Source organism: Sphingomonas dokdonensis (assembly GCF_002197685.1).
GTDB classification, from domain to species: domain Bacteria; phylum Pseudomonadota; class Alphaproteobacteria; order Sphingomonadales; family Sphingomonadaceae; genus Sphingomonas; species Sphingomonas dokdonensis.
Window position 1 is genome coordinate 187,449 of record NZ_NBBI01000005.1, and the last position, 17,119, is coordinate 204,567.

16 protein-coding genes are annotated in these 17,119 nt (G+C 67.6%); 3 read left to right on the forward strand and 13 right to left on the reverse strand.

All coding sequences use genetic code 11. The annotated features are described in order from the left end of the window. On the reverse strand, positions 1-294 hold the full coding sequence (locus SPDO_RS13580; protein ID WP_088368033.1) for an RNA-binding S4 domain-containing protein: 294 nt from the start codon (positions 292-294) through the stop codon (positions 1-3). A 7-nt stretch (positions 295-301) separates the two neighbouring features. After that, positions 302-2,776 carry a helicase-related protein gene (locus SPDO_RS13585; protein WP_088368072.1) on the reverse strand — a complete coding sequence of 825 codons (2,475 nt, stop codon included), beginning with the start codon at positions 2,774-2,776 and terminating at the stop codon, positions 302-304. Positions 2,777-2,994: 218 nt separating this feature from the next. Here SPDO_RS13585 and SPDO_RS13590 point away from each other — a divergent pair, with 218 nt between their 5' ends. Beyond that, positions 2,995-4,446, forward strand: coding sequence for a M23 family metallopeptidase (locus SPDO_RS13590; protein WP_342746681.1), 1,452 nt, complete (start codon positions 2,995-2,997; stop codon positions 4,444-4,446). Positions 4,447-4,820: 374 nt separating this feature from the next. Next, on the forward strand, positions 4,821-5,117 hold the full coding sequence (locus SPDO_RS13595) for a hypothetical protein (protein WP_088368035.1): 297 nt from the start codon (positions 4,821-4,823) through the stop codon (positions 5,115-5,117). Between the two features lie 83 nt (positions 5,118-5,200). Here the strand turns inward: SPDO_RS13595 and SPDO_RS13600 are convergent, their stop codons facing one another. The 11 genes from SPDO_RS13600 to SPDO_RS13645 all read right to left on the reverse strand — a co-directional run bounded on the left by SPDO_RS13600 (position 5,201) and on the right by SPDO_RS13645 (position 15,195). Continuing rightward, a complete protein-coding gene (locus tag SPDO_RS13600; RefSeq protein ID WP_088368036.1) occupies positions 5,201-6,370 on the reverse strand; it encodes a BaiN/RdsA family NAD(P)/FAD-dependent oxidoreductase in 1,170 nt (389 codons plus the stop codon). An 8-nt stretch (positions 6,371-6,378) separates the two neighbouring features. Next, positions 6,379-6,558, reverse strand: coding sequence for a hypothetical protein (locus SPDO_RS13605; RefSeq protein ID WP_088368037.1), 180 nt, complete (start codon positions 6,556-6,558; stop codon positions 6,379-6,381). 235 nt (positions 6,559-6,793) lie between these two features. Continuing rightward, a complete protein-coding gene (locus SPDO_RS13610; protein ID WP_088368038.1) occupies positions 6,794-8,320 on the reverse strand; it encodes a peptide chain release factor 3 in 1,527 nt (508 codons plus the stop codon). 124 nt (positions 8,321-8,444) lie between these two features. Then, positions 8,445-9,842: a threonine synthase gene (gene thrC / locus SPDO_RS13615; protein WP_088368039.1), complete on the reverse strand. Its 1,398-nt coding sequence runs from the start codon at positions 9,840-9,842 to the stop codon at positions 8,445-8,447. A 678-nt stretch (positions 9,843-10,520) separates the two neighbouring features. Beyond that, the gene (locus SPDO_RS13620) at positions 10,521-11,123 is read right to left on the reverse strand and encodes an SURF1 family cytochrome oxidase biogenesis protein (RefSeq protein WP_088368040.1); all 603 of its coding nucleotides are present in this window, start codon (positions 11,121-11,123) and stop codon (positions 10,521-10,523) included. Continuing rightward, positions 11,120-11,509, reverse strand: coding sequence for a DUF983 domain-containing protein (locus SPDO_RS13625; protein WP_088368041.1), 390 nt, complete (start codon positions 11,507-11,509; stop codon positions 11,120-11,122). Before SPDO_RS13625 ends, SPDO_RS13620 begins: the two co-directional genes overlap by 4 nt. A gap of 7 nt (positions 11,510-11,516) precedes the next feature. Next, a complete protein-coding gene (locus tag SPDO_RS13630; RefSeq protein ID WP_088368042.1) occupies positions 11,517-12,440 on the reverse strand; it encodes a cytochrome c oxidase subunit 3 in 924 nt (307 codons plus the stop codon). Between the two features lie 37 nt (positions 12,441-12,477). Continuing rightward, entirely contained in the window at positions 12,478-13,023 is a 546-nt protein-coding gene (locus SPDO_RS13635) for a cytochrome c oxidase assembly protein (protein WP_088368043.1), read from the reverse strand. Then, the gene (locus SPDO_RS16975) at positions 13,020-13,160 is read right to left on the reverse strand and encodes a hypothetical protein (RefSeq protein WP_169716267.1); all 141 of its coding nucleotides are present in this window, start codon (positions 13,158-13,160) and stop codon (positions 13,020-13,022) included. Before SPDO_RS16975 ends, SPDO_RS13635 begins: the two co-directional genes overlap by 4 nt. Continuing rightward, positions 13,157-14,056: a heme o synthase gene (locus SPDO_RS13640; RefSeq protein WP_088368044.1), complete on the reverse strand. Its 900-nt coding sequence runs from the start codon at positions 14,054-14,056 to the stop codon at positions 13,157-13,159. Before SPDO_RS13640 ends, SPDO_RS16975 begins: the two co-directional genes overlap by 4 nt. Before the next feature lie 437 nt (positions 14,057-14,493). After that, on the reverse strand, positions 14,494-15,195 hold the full coding sequence (locus SPDO_RS13645) for a nitroreductase family protein (RefSeq protein ID WP_211280088.1): 702 nt from the start codon (positions 15,193-15,195) through the stop codon (positions 14,494-14,496). A 92-nt stretch (positions 15,196-15,287) separates the two neighbouring features. On the opposite strand from SPDO_RS13645, the gene SPDO_RS13650 reads away from it, so the two are divergent. Beyond that, a partial coding sequence (locus SPDO_RS13650; RefSeq protein WP_088368046.1) for an N-acyl-D-amino-acid deacylase family protein occupies positions 15,288-17,119 on the forward strand: 1,832 nt, incomplete at its 3' end.

Here is a 17,119-nt window from a genome sequence, read left to right on the forward strand (position 1 = left end):
TCAATCGCCGTCGCTCGTGTCTGTTCCATTTGTGGCCGGATCGCCGGCCTCCAGATCGCGATAGCATAGCCGCGCTTCGGGGGCCGGGCCGCGCCGCGTCGGCAGCGCCTCCACCCGCACGACATGCACCGCGCCCGCTTTGAAGAAGGTAAGAACATTGCCGATTCGCACCGGCGTGTGTGCGCGGTCGACGCGCCTTCCGTTGATCCGCAGATGCCCGTCCGCCGCCATCGCCTGCGCCACGTCGCGTGTCTTGGCGAGCCGCGTGAACCACAAGAAGCGATCCAGCCGCATGCTCGCCTCAGTCAAAGGCCAGCCCCGCCAGCGCGGCAAAGGCGTTGTCCGATCGCGGCCGCGCCGCTTTCGCCGGCGGTCGCCCGCGCCACGCCCAGCGCCCCTCGGCGGCGGGGCGGAAGCCCAGCTCCACCATCAGCCGCGTGATCGTGCCGGGCTCCAGCCCGATCGACGTGGCAAGCGCGGGATCGGGCAGGAACGGCGCGCGCGCCCCACCACCTTTCGGCCGCGCATCATGCGCGGCGCGCGCGATCCGCTCCACCAGATCCACCCGCACCGCCTGCGCGCCGATCGGGCGAAACCCCGCCGCCAGCGTCGCGCCCGGTGCGCCGCGCGGCAGCACTGTGGCGCCCTCGCGCGGCGCCACCGGCACCGGCGCGCCCGACGCCGCCAGCACCGCCTCGCGCCACGGCCGCGCCCGCCCCTTCAGCAGCCGCGCATCGAACAGGTCCATCGCGCCGATCGTGACCCCTGCCTTGCGCAGCCGCTGGCGATCGGGCGGGGTCAGCGCCTCCACCGCCGCACGCACCGGGAGCCGCTGCGCCAGCCCGCCGCCCGCCTCGATCGCCGCCGCCACGCTGCGCAGCGCGGGAGTCGCCGCCGGATCGCGCGCCATCTCGGCCAGCTTCGCCAGCACTGGCAGCTGCGCGCGCATTGCATCGTCCACCCATGCCTGCACCCGCGTCGCCACCGCGCGGCGCAGCGCCGGGTCGAGGCAATCGAGCGTCGCGTCGAGCTCCACCCCCGGTCGCCCCAGCGACCGCCCGCGCACCAGCCGCGCGACAGGGTGGCCCTGCCACGTCACCACGCCGCCCGGCGTCAGCGCAAAGGCGTCGTTCGCCGCCTCGCTCAGCGCCTGCCCGCGCGCCGCCCGCTCCTTGCCGAGCTGCTTTTCTGCCGTCGCCAGCAGCAGGCGCTTGTCCGCCGCGCGCGCATCGGGCGCCACTTCGAAACGGAAGCCCTGCAGTCGCCCGATTGCATGCGTGTCGATCGTCACCTCGCCTTCCGCGCCGATCTCCACTGGCAGCGCGCCGGCCCCCGCGCCGATCTGCTTCATCAGCACGCTGGTCCGCTTGTCGACGAAGCGCTGCGTCAGGCTGGTATGGAGCGCGTCGGACAGCCGCTCCTCCACGGCTGCGGTGCGCGCCGCCCAATGTGCCGGGTCCGCCAGCCAGTCCTTGCGCTGCGCGATATACGCCCAGGTGCGGATCGCCGCGACGCGCCCCGCGATCGTCTCGACATCGCCATCCACCCGGTCGAGCCGCGCGACCTCGTCGGCAAACCATTGGTGCGGCAGATAGCCTTCGCACAGATAGCCGAAGACCCGCGTGACGAAGCGCGCATGCGGCTCCACCCCCGATTTCTGGAAATCGGGAATTCCGCACACCGCCCACAGCCGCTCCACCCGCCCGCGTGCCCGCGCCCGGATCGCCGGATCCTCCGCCAGTCGCCGCAACACGGCAAGATCGACCGACTCGGGCGCGGCGCGCAGCGCGTCATGCTGCGGCGGCGCGCTGAGCGACGCGAGCAGCGCGTCGACGCTCGACAGATCGGGGCGGCCCTCGCGCCAGAACAGCCAGTCGAGCGTCGGAAAGCGGTGGGCCTCGATCGCCAGCACTTCCTCGGGCAGGAACGCATCCGGCCCCTCTTCGGAAACCCCGCCGAACGTCCCGTCGCGCTGGTGCCGCCCGGCGCGCCCGGCGATCTGCGCCATTTCCGCCGTGGTCAGCCGCCGCCGGCGCTTGCCGTCGAACTTGTGCAGCCCCGCGAACGCGACATGCGCCACATCCATGTTCAGCCCCATGCCGATCGCGTCGGTGGCGACCAGATAATCCACCTCGCCCGCCTGAAACATCGCGACCTGCGCGTTGCGCGTGCGCGGGGATAGCGCCCCCATCACCACCGCCGCCCCGCCCCTCAGCCGGCGCAGCATCTCGGCAACTGCGTAGACTTCCTCCGCGCTGAACGCGACGATCGCGGAGCGGCGCGGCAGGCGGCTGATCTTCTTCGCGCCCGCATAGCTCAGGTCGGAAAAGCGCGGCCGCTCGACGATCTCCACCCCCGGCACCAAAGCGCGCACCACCGGCTTCAGCGCGGCGGAGCCCAGGATCATCGTCTCCTCGCGCCCACGCGCATGGAGCAGCCGGTCGGTGAACACATGCCCGCGCTCGGCATCCGCCCCCAGCTGCGCCTCGTCGATCCCGACAAAGGCGACATCGCGGTCCACCGGCATCGATTCCGCGGTACACAGAAACCAGCGCGCGTCCTTGGGAACGATGCGTTCCTCGCCGGTGATCAGCGCGACACGCTCCCGCCCCTTCATCGCGACCACGCGGTCATACACCTCGCGCGCCAGCAGCCGGAGGGGAAAGCCGATCATGCCCGACGAATGCGCCACCATCCGCTCAACGGCGAGGTGGGTCTTGCCGGTGTTGGTCGGCCCCAGAACCGCTGTGACGCGGGCATTGTCGTGGCGAGCCATGGTGCCGCCAACATCGGGCGACTGGGCGCACGAATCAACCATTCCCTTCCGGCGCACCAGCCGAACGGTTCGGCGCAACGGAGCCCGCTAAGCCGCCGGGTTAATTTGACTTTAGGAACTCGCCCCCACAACGCTCCTGCCTGCGCCGGGGGTGGATCGGCGATGTCTAGCGTTTGGGGGCGCTCTTACTCGCTGTGTTCTTGCGCGAGCAGCCTGGGTTGGAATTGGCCGGCGGCGCCGGTGCGCGCGGCTTCGGCCGTGCGGTGGTGCCCGTCCCGCAGCTCACGTGGCGCGATCACCTGCGCGCGCGGCTGCACGACACCGAATGGGTCCCCGACCTCGGCTCGCGCATCGGCAGCGGCACCTGGTGGCGCGGGCTTGCCACCTGCACCGGGCTGATCGCCGCCGCCGTCCTGACCGCGCCGGGCGTCCAGCCGATCCCCGGCTTCATCACCACCGGGCTGACATCGGCCGAGCGCGAGGAAGCGCGCACGCTCTCGATCGCGCCGCTCGGCCTTGGCGCCTCGACCGGCCGCCGCATGGCTGCCAACGATCTCGTTCGCCCGCTCGCCGAAACGCCCGAGCGCCCGATCATCGAACTCAGCGCCACATTGGGCAGCGGCGATACGTTCGGCGCCGCGCTGCAACGCGCTGGCGTCGGGCGCGCCGATGCCGCGCGCGTCGCCGATCTGGTCGCGGGCGAGGTTGCGCTCAATGATCTGAAGCCCGGCACCGTGCTCGATCTCACGCTCGGCCGCCGCCACGATCGCCGCACCGCGCGCCCGCTGCAAAAGATCGCCTTTCGCGCCCGCTTCGATCTGAACCTCGCCGTGCATCGCCAAGGCGACGGGCTGACGCTCGAACGCCGCCCGATCGCGATCGACAACACGCCGCTGCGTATCCAGGGCCTGGTCGGCTCCAGCCTCTATCGCTCGGCCCGCGCCGCAGGCGCGCCGGCCAAGCTGGTCGAGGCGTATATCCGCACCATCGCCAGCCGCACCTCGATCGGCGCGATCGGTGCCGACGACCGGTTCGACATCATCGCCGATCACGCGCGCGCCGCAACCGGCGAGGTGCAGGTCGGCCAGCTGCAATATGCCGGGCTCGATCAGGGCCGCAAGAAGCTGCGTCTCGTCCGTTGGGAGGATGGCGACGGCAAGGGCGGCCAGTTCTGGGATGCGAACGGCCAGTCCGAACGCCGCGGCTTCATGGGCATGCCGGTCACCGGCCGCGTATCATCCACCTTCGGCATGCGCCGCCACCCGCTGCTCGGCTTCCTGCGCATGCACAAGGGGCTCGATCTCGCCGCCCCGTCGGGCACGCCGATCTACGCTCCCATCGACGGCCGCGTTGTCATGGCCGGCCGCAATCGCGGCTACGGCAATTTCATCAAGCTCGATCACGGCAGCGGCATTTCCAGCGGCTATGGCCACATGAGCCGCTTCGCCGTCTCGTCCGGCCAGCGCATTTCGCGCGGCCAGGTGATCGGCTATGTCGGCTCCACCGGCCTGTCCACCGGCCCCCACCTCCATTGGGAAGTGTGGAAGAACGGCAAGAATGTGAACCCTCGCTCCATCTCGCTATCCAGCGTCGCCACCCTCTCGGGCGAAAAGCTGCGCGCGTTCAAGGCAAGGGTGGCAAACCTGCTGGCGGTACAGGCGGCGAACTGATCGGGGCGCGCGGTCGGCTGGCCCGCGCCGCGCCGCCCTGAACGGAAGCGTCCAACCTCGCCCATTTGCGGACGTTGTGTGTTTGGTTATGCTCGACGAATGACAACACGCTACCGTTGGCACCAACGCTCTCCAAGTCGGGCGGAGAGGCTTACATGCGGCGCGACCGTTGTGATCCTGCTCCTCTTTACAATCGGCATGCGGGCCGGGTGGGAGGCTGTGCGGCGATACGGCTGGATGGTGCTACTCGCCAACGCCGCTGCACAACTACTGCTCATGCGAAATTGGCCAAGCGTTCGGAAGGTAAGCACCAAATAGGAGCCGGTCTGCTTCCGCCCACTTTCGGACGTCGGTCTTCGCGATATGATCCGTGGATGACGGTGCCATACTCTTCAATTCTGCACATCGTCGGAGCAATCCGGGTCGGGGCAGCGTTGGACTGGGCAGTTTTCGAGCGTGTTAAGATCACCTTCGGCCCGTATGGTGACAAGGACGAGGTGAGATACCATCACCTGCCTCATTGGCGGATGGTGGCGCTTGTTTTAGCATCCGCTATGGTAGGCGCGAGCTTAGCCACGCAAATGCCGGTGCCAATTTTGTTCTGGGTCGGAGTGTTTAGCTTTGCGGCGCTGAATATCTATGCGGATTACATCGGCCTTAAAGGACGATGAAGCGCGCTCGGCTCATACGAAAACGGCAGCTAACCTCCCAGTTGCGGTATTCCGCGATCAGCATTCGCTCCCGGAAAGCAAACCTACACCGCCTGCCCGGCCGCCCAGCCGCTCGCCCAGGCCCATTGGAAATTATACCCGCCCAGCCAGCCGGTCACGTCCACCGCCTCGCCGATCACGTGCAGCCCCGGCACGCGCCGCGCCTCCATCGTCTGCGACGAAAGGTCCGCCGTCGACACGCCCCCCACCGTCACCTCCGCCTTGGCAAAGCCCTCGCTGCCGTTGGGATCGAATTGCCACGCCGCCAGCCGCTGCTCGGCCGCGGCGAGCTTCGCATCGGGGAGGTTCGCCAGCTCGCCCGCGATGCCCAGCTGCTGCGCCAGCGCGTCGGCGAGCCGCTGCGGCATCGCAGCCGCCAGCAGCTTCGCCACGCCGGCGCGCGGCGTTTCGCGCTTGGCCGCGCGTAGCCATCCCTCGTCATGCCCCGGCAGCAAATCCACCGTGATCGGCGCGCCGTGCCGCCAATAGGACGACACCTGCAGCACCGCCGGCCCCGACAGCCCGCGATGCGTGAACAGCATCGCTTCGCGGAACGCCGCCTTGCCGCTGCGCGCCACCACCTCGGTCGCGACCCCCGCCAGCGCGCGGAAGGGATCCTCGCCGCCCAGCGTCAGCGGCACCAGCGCCGGCCGCGGCTCCACCACCTTCAGCCCGAATTGCCGCGCCAGATCATAGGCAAGGCCGGTCGCGCCCATCTTGGGGATCGACGGCCCGCCGGTCGCGATCACCAGCGCCGGCGCGCTCGCTTCGCGGCTGCCGTAGCGCACGCGGTAGCGCGCATCACCATGGTCGACGCTGCCGATCGCCTGCCCCAGCGCGATATCGACCCGCCCCTTGTCGCATTCGTCGAGCAGCATCGCCACGATCTGCCGCGCCGATCCGTCGCAAAACAGCTGCCCCAGCGTCTTCTCATGCCACGCGATGCCATAGCGCTCGACCAGCGCCAGAAAGTCCAACGGCGTGTACCGCGCCAGCGCCGATCGCGCGAAATGCGGGTTGGCCGACAGGAAGCGATCGGGCGCGGTGCCGATGTTGGTGAAATTGCACCGCCCACCGCCCGAGATCAGGATCTTCTTCCCCGCCTTCTTCGCATGATCGATCACCAGCACGCGCCGTCCGCGCTGCCCCGCGATGGCGGCGCACATCAGCCCCGCCGCGCCGGCCCCCAGCACGATCGCGTCATACTCGGTCATGGTTCGCGTCAGTGAAGCTTGGCGATCGACAGGCCGTCCTTCTTCGCCTGATCCTTCACCGATTCCTCGCTGCGGGTCAGCGCCTTGGCGATCGCCTTCACCGCCATGCCCTTCTTGGCGAGTGTATGCAGCTTCTGGATCTCGTCGGGGCGCCACGGCTGGCGGTGTCGTTCGAAGCGTTCGGCCATGGAGGTGATGTAGTGATGCCGCGGACCGGCTGAAAGGAAAATTGGCTGACGCGAAGGTAGGCTAGCGCCGTTATCGCCTTATCACCCTCGTCATCCCGGCCTTGAGCCGGGATCCATGGCGCAACGAGCGCTGCGTGACATAGTGAAGCACAGCGCGCGCCGATAGTTGGATCCCGGCGCAAGGCCGGGATGACGGCGCTTTCAGGATGCGCGCTTGTGACTCGGCTAGGGTGAGCTAGCGCTCCCGCGTCGCCGCGAACGTCACCTTCGAATACCGATCGGCGATATAGCCCACTTCCCACGCGCTCTTCGCCAGGAACACCGGATTGCCATCACGATCCTTCGCCAGCGCGCCGCGGTTCAGATCCATGAAGTCCTTCAGCGCCGTCGGATCCGCCGCCGTGATCCACCGCGCGGTATCGTAAGGCGACGCCTCGAGGTTCGCCCCGACCTTATACTCCGCCTCCAGCCGCGACAGCAGCACGTCGAGCTGCAGCTGCCCGACGACGCCGATGATCCAGTTCGATCCGATCTCGGGATAGAACACCTGGATCACGCCCTCTTCGGACAGATCGTCCAAAGCCTTGCGCAACTGCTTGGTCTTGGTCGGGTCCTTCAGCGCCACACGGCGCAGGATCTCCGGCGCGAAGTTCGGCAGCCCAGTGATCCGCACTCCCGGCTTTTCGCTCAGCGTATCGCCCACCCGCAGCGTGCCGTGGTTGGGAATACCGATGATGTCGCCCGGAAACGCCTCGTCCGCGATCTCGCGATCCTGCGCGAAGAACAGGATCGGCGAATGCACCGCGATCGGCTTGCCGTGCCCCGTCGGCGTCAGCTTCATGCCGCGCTTGAACGTGCCCGAGCACAGCCGCATGAACGCGATCCGGTCGCGGTGCTGCGGGTCCATGTTGGCCTGCACCTTGAAGACGAAGCCGGTGACGTCCTTCTCGTCGGGCTGCACCGGCGCGGGCTCGGCCGGCTGCGGGCGCGGCGGCGGCGCGAAATCGGCGAGCGCGGCGATCAGCTCGGCCGGGCCGAAATCCTTCAGCGCCGATCCGAAATACACCGGCGTCAGGTCGCCCGCGCGATAGGCCTCGGCATCGAACGCGGCATAGCCGGCCTGCGCCAGCTCGATCTCCTCGGCCACGTCGACGGGCAGTTCGGGCGCCTCCTCAACGCGCCCCTGGAAATTGCGGCTGTCGCCATCGGGCCGGCTGATGCGATTGGTCTTGAGGTCCAGCACGCCCTCGAACGTGCCGCCCATGCCGACCGGCCAGCTCATCGGGCACACGTCCAGCGCCAGCACGTCGGCGATCTCGTCAAGCAGCTCGAACACCGGCCGCCCCTCGCGATCCACCTTGTTGACGAAGGTGATGATCGGCACGTTCCGGAGGCGGCACACCTCGAACAGCTTGCGCGTCTGCGCCTCGATGCCGCGCGCCGCGTCGATCACCATCACCGCCGAATCGACCGCGGTCAGCGTGCGATAGGTGTCCTCGCTGAAATCCTCGTGCCCCGGCGTATCGAGCAGGTTGAAGAACACGCCATCCTTCTCGAACGTCATGACGCTCGACGTCACCGAGATGCCGCGCTGCTGCTCGATCTTCATCCAGTCCGATCGCGCGCGCCGATTCTGGCCCCGTGCCTTCACCTCGCCGGCGAGATGGATTGCGCCGCCGACATACAGCAGCTTTTCGGTCAGCGTGGTCTTGCCGGCGTCGGGGTGCGAGATGATCGCGAAGGTACGGCGGGGAGAAGGCATTGCAGAATCCTGGAATCAGAGGCGCGCGCCGACCTCAGCTCGTTCGTGCTGAGCTTGTCGAAGCACGTGCCCCGAAAGGTGCCACATGTGACACGCCCTTCGACAAGCTCAGGGCGAACGGACGTTAAGAACGCGGGGTTGCGCGCGCCGCGATATAGTCACTTACCGCGGCAAAGGTAGCGTCCAATGTGTCGAACGCTTCCTCGCGCTCGAACAGGTCGCCGACGCGCTTGGGCAATCGGGCGCTCATCCCCGTCGCCCGCTCCACCGCCTCGGGGAACTTGGCCGGGTGCGCCGTCGCCAGCGTCACGGTCGGCACGTTCAGCGTCTGCCGCCGTGCCGCCGCCAGCGCGATCGCGGTATGCGGGTCGATCACCTCATTGGCATGTTCCTGCGCCCAGCGCATCGCCATCGCCATGCCGTCGGCATCGACGCTCGCGCTGGTCAGGTGCGTCGCCGCGCCCTCATGCTGCGCATTGGTCAGCCGCATTGCCCTTGACGCCTCGAAGCCGCCCATCTGCCCCGCCAGCGCCACGCCGTCGCGTCCGCCGAGGTCAAACAACAGCCGCTCGAAATTGGAGGACACCTGAATGTCCATCGACGGGGTCGCGGTCGGCACCACCGTGGCCGAGGAATAATCCCCGGCCGACAGCGCGCGGTGCAGGATGTCGTTGACGTTGGTCGCCACCACCAGCCGCGCCACCGGCAGCCCCATCTTGGCCGCGACATAGCCGGCGAACACGTCGCCGAAATTGCCCGTCGGCACGCTGAACGCAACCTCACGCTCGGGCGCACCCAGCCGCACGGCGGCGTAGAAATAATAGACCACCTGCGCCATCAGCCGCGCCCAGTTGATCGAATTCACCGCGCTCAGCCGGAAGCGACGCGAGAAGCCGGCGTCGTTGAACATCGCCTTCACCAGCGCCTGCGCCGTGTCGAAATCGCCGCGGATCGCGATGTTATGCACGTTGGGCGCGCGCACCGTCGTCATCTGCCGCCGCTGCACCTCGCTGACGCGGCCCGCCGGATGCAGCATGAAGATGTCGATACCCGCGCGTCCCGCCACCGCGTCGATCGCCGCCGATCCGGTGTCGCCGCTGGTCGCCCCGACGATCGTCAGCGATCCCTCATTGTCGCCGGTCAGGAACCGTTCGAACAGAAGGCCAAGCAGCTGCAACGCCACGTCCTTGAACGCCAGCGTTGGCCCATGGAACAGCTCCAACAGCCATTGGTCATGATCCAGCTGCTTCAGCGGCGTGACGGCCGCATGCGCGAAGCGGCCATAGGCTTGCTCGCACAGCCCGCGCAGCTCGTCGCGGGTCAGCGTGTCGCCGACGAACGGCGCCATCACCGCCACCGCGGTATCGACATAGGAGAGGTTCGCCAGCCCCGCGATCTCGTCCCGCGACAGCGTCGGCCACGCCTCCGGCACATAAAGCCCGCCGTCCGAGGCAAGCCCGGCGAGCGTCGCGCCGCGAAAGTCGAGGGTCGGGGCGGCTCCACGGGTGCTGATGTAGCGCATGGACGTGCCGGTTAGCCGTGCCGGCGGCGCGAGACAACTACGCCGAGCTATCACCCCGCAAAGCCCGCCTTGCCCGCGTCGTCACCATCCGCAACCAAAGCCCGAACTCCGCCCGCACCAAGCCCCCTCCTCGCCGAACGCCGGGGCTCAATTGGGAAACAACAGCGCCGTCCGCCACGCCAGCCAGCGCCCATCCGCGCCTCATCCGACATTCCGGGCGCGCGCCATATCCAGCGCGTCACCCCGGCCCTGCGCCGGGGTCCAACCCTCCGCACGCACTGTCACTCGTGCTTTCGATCGAAAACCCTGCCGTTCGGTCCCATCAAGCGCCGCACCGAAGCGCCTGGCACCGCGCCCCTACGCGCCCCAACACCGCCCCCACCGATCACGGCAGCCAGAACGATCCCCCACTCGTCACCCCGGCCGGATGCCGGGGTCCACCCATCCGCAAACGTGACAGCCGAATATCTGCGGCACCCCGGATGCTGCGACAGCCCCGGCATGACGTCGTGAGTGCGGCAACGTGTCGCGCCTTGGCCGCGAACGTCGGCGAAAGAAAAGCGTTTGCGCTGCGCAGGGCTGTTTGCGCTGGGCTGATCCAGGCGCGGACGCGAAAAGCGTTTGCGCGGCTCACCCCTCTTGGAATCACGGCGATACATGAGCGGCGTGAAACCGCCCTCAGCGCCGCATCCGCCGCCTGAGCGCCAGCACGTAGATCACCGCCGCCAACGCCGCAAAGAACAGCCACTGCCCCGCATAGGCGAGGTGATTGTTCGGCACGATCCCCACGTCGGGCCGCGTATTCGCGTTCAGCCCCGCCGCCGGCGTGTCGGCCACCAGCAGCATCTCCTGCGGCACGTGGTTGAACAGCCGCGCGATCATCGGCGTGGCATCGGGCGCATGACTGATCCAGCCGCGCACCAGCCCGCCACCCCAGGTCACCTCGCGGAACGGCTCGCGCGTGGTGCCCAGCTGCACCTTGATCGACGGCACGCCCGCCGCCGTCCGGCATTCGGCGATCAGACGATAGCCCGCGCTCCCTGCCCCCGCGCGCGTGATGCCGAGCACCTCCCGGCAATCGGCGGCGGTGCGGCGAAACAGCAGGCTGTCGTCGGGTCCATGCGGAAAGGCGACCGGTGGGCGCGACGGATTGTCGGCCAGCTGCGCCAGTTGCGCCTCTTTCTCGGGCAGGCGCACCAGTCCCTGCCACAAGCCCAAAGTGATCATGATTGCGACCGCCACGACCACCAGGATCGTCGGCACGATCGGGATGCGCTTCATCGCCGCACCCGCCCTTCGGCCGCGCGGTTGCGATATTCCAGCGCGAGCAGCCAGCCCTTGGCGATGCGCAGGCTGCCCAGCACGCCCGCCAGCGTCACCGGTATCCAGATCAGCACATGCACCCACCAGGGCGGGGAGACGCTCAGCTCCAGCGCGATCGCGCCCACCGTCACCAGCGTGCCCAGGATGAGTGTCAGGAAAGCCGCCGGCCCGTCGCCGACGTTGAACGCCGAAATGTCGAGTCCGCAGGCACGGCAGCGATCGGCAAACCGGATCCATCCGGCGAACAGGTCGGGGGCGCCGCAACGCGGGCACAGCCCCTTTACCCCACAATCGAAAGGGCGCGGCTCACCACCGTGGGGAGCCGCGCCCTTGTCGTCCGTCATCGGAGGATCAGCCGCCGTGGACCGGCGCGCCCCAGCCACCCCAGATGTAGATCGAGACGAACAGGAACAGCCACACCACGTCGACGAAGTGCCAGTACCAGGCCGCCGCCTCGAAGCCGAAATGCTGCTTGGGCGTGAAGTCGCCCTTGTACGCGCGGATCAGGCAGACGATCAGGAAGATCGTGCCGACGATCACGTGGAAACCGTGGAAACCGGTCGCCATGTAGAAGGCCGCGCCATAGTTGATCCCCTTGAACGGGAACGGCGCGTGGATGTACTCATACGCCTGGATGCTGCTGAAGATCAGGCCCAGCACGATCGTCAGCCACAGGCCCTTGAGCACGCCGTCGTTCTCGCCGACGCCGATCATGCCCCACACGCCGGTCTTCTCGCCGCCGCGCTGGTTGTGGATCAGCGCATGGTGCGCCCAGGTCACCGTGGTGCCCGACAGCAGCAGAATGATCGTGTTGAGCAGCGGCAGCTCGAACGCGTTGATGACCTCCAGCCCCTTGGGCGGCCATTGCGCGGCGATCGCCAGCGCCTCGCTCGACCGCTCCACCGCGCCGTCGATGAAGCCGATCGCGTCGGGGAACAGCGCGAAATCGAAATAGGCCCAGAACCAGCCCACGAAGAACATCACCTCGGAGGCGATGAACAGGATCATGCCGTAGCGGAAATGCAGCTGCACCACCGGCGTGTGATCGCCCGCATGCGCTTCCTTGATGACGTTGCGCCACCAGGAGAACATGGAAAACAGCACCGCGGCCAGGCCCGCGAAGAACAACAGCCCCCCGCCGTTCGGCTTGCCGACGTGCCCACCGTGCATCCACATGATGCCGCCGGCCGCCATCGCCAGCGCGGAGAACGAGCTGATCATCGGCCAGGGATCGGGAGGCAGAATATGGTATTGGTGGTTCTTGGCGCCGGCCATCGGGCTCTTCCCCTTAGATACTCGAATTTTCGACCGCTTAGCTCGACGCCTTGTCCGAATCTACCGGGTAAAACGTGTAGCTGAGCGTGATGGTCTCGATATCGCGCGTGTCGGGATCCTCAAGGATTTTCGGATCAACGAAATAGATCACCGGCATGCGCATGCTCTCGCCCGCCTTCAGCGTCTGCTGGGTGAAGCAGAAACATTCGATCTTGGTGAAATATTTGCCCGCCTGCTCCGGCGTGACGTTGAACGTCGCGGTGCCGGTCACCTCGGTCGCGGCGCGATTCGTCGCGTTGAAGAACGCCATGTTGCGCGCGCCCACCGCCACCGTCTGGCTCGATTGCTCGGCCGTGAAGCGCCAGGGCAGGCGGGTGTTGGTGTTGGCGTCGAAATCGATCTTCATCTGCGCCGACGTCGCGCCCGGCGCTTCGTTGCCGCGCTGCGTGGTGCCGGCATAGCCCGTCACCTGGCAGAACAGGCGGTAAAGCGGCACGCTGGCGAAGGCGAGGCCGGTCATGAAGCAGATGCTGAACACCGCGAAGGCGGCGGTGCGCCCCTTGCTGGAAAATACCCGGATCATCGCGCGTCGATCCCCTGCTGGATCTTCACCAGCGAGATCGCGAACACCAGGATCACGAACAGGCCCAGCAGCACCGCCATCACGATCGAGCGGCTCTTCTGCCGTGCGCGCACCAGATCCTCGTCGTCCTGTCTCATGCCATCCACCGATCGACCACCAGGGCCGCAAAAATCACGAAAAGATACAGGATCGAATATTTGAACAGTGCCTTTTCGGGCAGCATCGCATCATCCGCACCCGTCGTGCGCGCCGCCACCTTCAGCGCCAGCAGCGCGAACCAGCCCGTCAGCGCGAGCGAGGACAGGCCGTAGATCGCGCCCGTCAGCTCCAGCGGCCACGGCAGCACCGCGGCGAACGCCATCGGGATCGTGTAAAGCCCGATCTGCCGCCGCGTCACCTTTTCGCCCGCCACCACCGGCAGCATCGGCACGCCGGCATTGGCGTAATCGGTCTTCACGAACAGCGCGAGCGCCCAGAAATGCGGCGGCGTCCACAGGAAGACGAGCATGAACATGAGCAGCGGCAGCAGCGCCACCTGCCCCGTCGCCGCGGCCCAGCCGATCAGCGGCGGAAACGCGCCCGCCGCGCCGCCGATCACGATGTTCTGCGGCGTGCGGCGCTTCAGCCAGACGGTATAGATCAGGACGTAGAACAGGATGGAGACGAGCAGGATCGCCGCGGCGGCAAGGTTCAGCGCCAGCCCCATCAGGATGACCGAGAACGCGCCCAGCCCCACGCCGAAATGCAGCGCGGATTGCCGCTCCATTCGCCCCGCGGGAAGCGGCCGCCCGGCGGTGCGCTTCATCATCGCGTCGAGATCGGCCTCATACCATTGGTTGAGCGTCCCCGCCGCGCCCGCACCCATCGCGATGCACAGGATCGCGGTGAACCCCAGCACCGGATGGATCGCCACCGGCGCCGCCAGCATCCCGCACAGCCCCGTGAACACCACCAGCGACAGCACGCGCGGCTTGGTGAGCGCAAGAAAGTCCCGCCAGTCGGCCGGCGGCAAAAGGGGCGTTGCAGGTGTCATCGGTTAACAGGGGGCCATAGTCGCTTGCGATAGCGGGGGAAAGGGGAACCATCGGCGTGTGCCCACGTCATCTCGGCCGAAGCGCCGGGATCCAAGGCGCCGCAAGCGATGGTGCCAGAGGGGCAGACGACACCGCCCTCGGAAAAATGGATTCCGGATCAAGTCCGGGATGATGCGGTCGGACCACCCAACGCCACCCCAACACGTCATGCCGGGCATGTCCCGGCATCCACCGTCCCGCACATCCAACATCACCCGCACATTCAACACCAGCGGCGTTCGCGGAGGGCTGGATGTCGGCACAAGGCCGGCATGACGGTCGCGACTCGCTACCTACTCCTCCCCTTCGCACGTCATCCCCTGCTCAGGCGGGGATCAACACGCGCAGGTCTCACGAGGAAAGCCGGGCTCAGCGGCTAGAGCCTGCCCTGCACCCCTCACCCATGCATCACATGGTCCCGGTCACGCACCGTCCGCGCGCTGTTCGCCGGATGCGCCGCATCCTCATAGCCAAAGGCGATGCCGAACAGCAGCTTGTGATCGTCCCCCACGCCCAGTTCGCGATGCACGATCTCGGCATGGTGGCTCAGCGCCCCTTGCGCGCACGACGCCAGGCCATTCGCCGTCAGCGCCAGCATGAACGACTGCGCATACATGCCGCAATCCGCCGCCTCGCGCATCCCCGCCCAGGCCGGGATGAACAGGAACATGGCATGCGGCGCGTCGAAGAAGCGGAAATTGCGCAGGAACGATTCGGTTCGCGCCGCCACGTCTTCGCGCGCCACGTTGGTCGCCGCGAACAGCGACTTCGCCGCATCGATCTGCCGCCCGCGATAATGGCCAGGATAGGCGCCGGTCAGCGGAAAGTCGGGCGTCATCTTCGTCCCGCTCTTCGCCGCCTCGTGCAGCACCGTGCGCATGCGCTCGGCCGAATCGCCCGACACGACATGCGCGGTCCACGGCTGCACGTTGCAGTTGGAGGGCGCGAGCTGCGCCATCTCCATCACGCGCTCTAGCAGGTCGGCAGGCACCGGGTCCTTCTTGAACCCGCGCACCGAGCGCCGCTCGCGCAGCAGGTCCTCCAGCACGTCGCTCTCGTTCACTTGCTCAACTGCCCCCGCTGCCGCTGCCGTCGCCATCGCTCGCTCCTAAGTCACTTGTTCGAATCTCCTTGCCTCAGCCCCGCGCGGAAGTCACCATTGCGGCCAAAGACGAAAAATGGAGAGGCACGATGTACGACCTGGTGATCAGGGGCGGCACGATCGTCGATGGCTCGGGCGGTGCGCCCTTTCGCGGCGATGTCGCGATCAACGGCGATCGGATCGCCGCGATCGGCACGGTCAGCGGCACCGGCAAACGCGAAATCGACGCGACCGGCAAGCTCGTCACCCCCGGCTGGGTCGATATCCACACCCATTATGACGGCCAGATCACCTGGGCCTCCCGGATGGACCCGTCCTCCACGCTGGGCGCCACCACCGTCGTCGTCGGCAATTGCGGCGTCGGCTTCGCGCCCGTCCGCCCGCAGGATCACGACACGCTGATTCGCCTGATGGAGGGGGTCGAGGACATCCCCGGCGCCGCGCTGCACGAAGGGCTGTCGTGGCAATGGGAAAGCTTCGGCGAATATATGGACGCGATCGACAAGCTGCCGCACGACATCGACGTCGCCGTCCAGGTGCCGCACGGCGCGCTGCGCGTCTATGTGATGGGACAGCGCGGCGCCGATCGCGATCCCGCCACGCCGGAAGAGAATGAGGAAATGCGCCGCCTCACCGCAGAGGCGCTGCGCGACGGCGCGCTCGGCTTCTCGACCACCCGCACGATGGTCCACCGCACCGCCGATGGCGATCTCACCCCCACCGTGCGCGCCGCGCGCGAGGAGATGGAGGCGATCGCCCGCGGCATCGCCGATGCCGGCACCGGCGTGCTGCAATGGGTGTCCGATTTCCAGGACATGGACGAGGAGTTCAGCCTTGTGCGCGACCTGACCAGGATCTCGGGCCAGCCGCTGAGCTTCTCGATGGTCCAGGCCGATGTCGTGCCCAATCAATGGCGCCAGCTCACCGATCGGCTCGATGCCTCGGTCGCCGAGGGCTATCCACTGAAGGCGCAGATCGCCGGCCGCCCGGTCGGGCTGATGCTCGGACTGCAAGGCTCGGTCCACCCTTTCATCAGCCGGCCCAGCTATCGCGAGATCGCCGACCTGCCGCTCGACCAGAAGGTCGCCCGGATGCGCGATCCCGCATTCCGCGCCCGCCTGATCGCCGAAATGCCGGAAAAGGATCACCCCTTCGTCAACTCGGTCGCCGGCGCGCAGCACAAGATGTTCCGCATCACCGACCGCGTCGATTACGAGCCCGATCCTTCGACCAGCCTCGCCGCCGAGGCCGAACGCCAGGGCATCCACCCCGACGAACTTGTCTATGACGCGCTGCTCGAGGACGAGGGTCGCGCCTTTCTGTTCTTCCCGATGCACAATTACGTCGAGGGCAATCTCGACAACGTCCATGCGATGATCACCAACCCGAACACGCTATCCGGCCTGTCGGATGGCGGCGCACATGTCGGCGCGATCTGCGACGTCAGCCTGCCGACCTTCATGCTCACCCACTGGTGCCGCGACCGCACCCGTGGCCCCCTGCTCGATCTCGCCGACACGGTGAAGCAGCAGACCCGCGACACCGCGCTCGCCGTCGGGCTCGCGGACCGCGGCCTGCTCGCCCCCGGTTACCTCGCCGACGTCAACGTCATCGATTTCGACCAGCTCGAACTCGGCAAGCCCTACATGATCTACGACCTCCCCACCGGCGCCCGCCGCCTGATGCAAAAGGCCAAGGGCTATGTCGCCACGATCAAGTCGGGCCAGGTGATCTACCAGGGAGGCGAACCCACCAACGCCCTCCCCGGCAAACTCATCCGCGGCCGCCAACCCGCGCCCGCGCCGGCGTCCGCATGGGCGCGTTCGATCCCGGCTCGGTCAACCTCGGCACGCACGGCCCCGATGGCCTCCCCAGCGCCTCAATCCTCTACGCCACCACCTATCGCGACATCGCCTGGCTC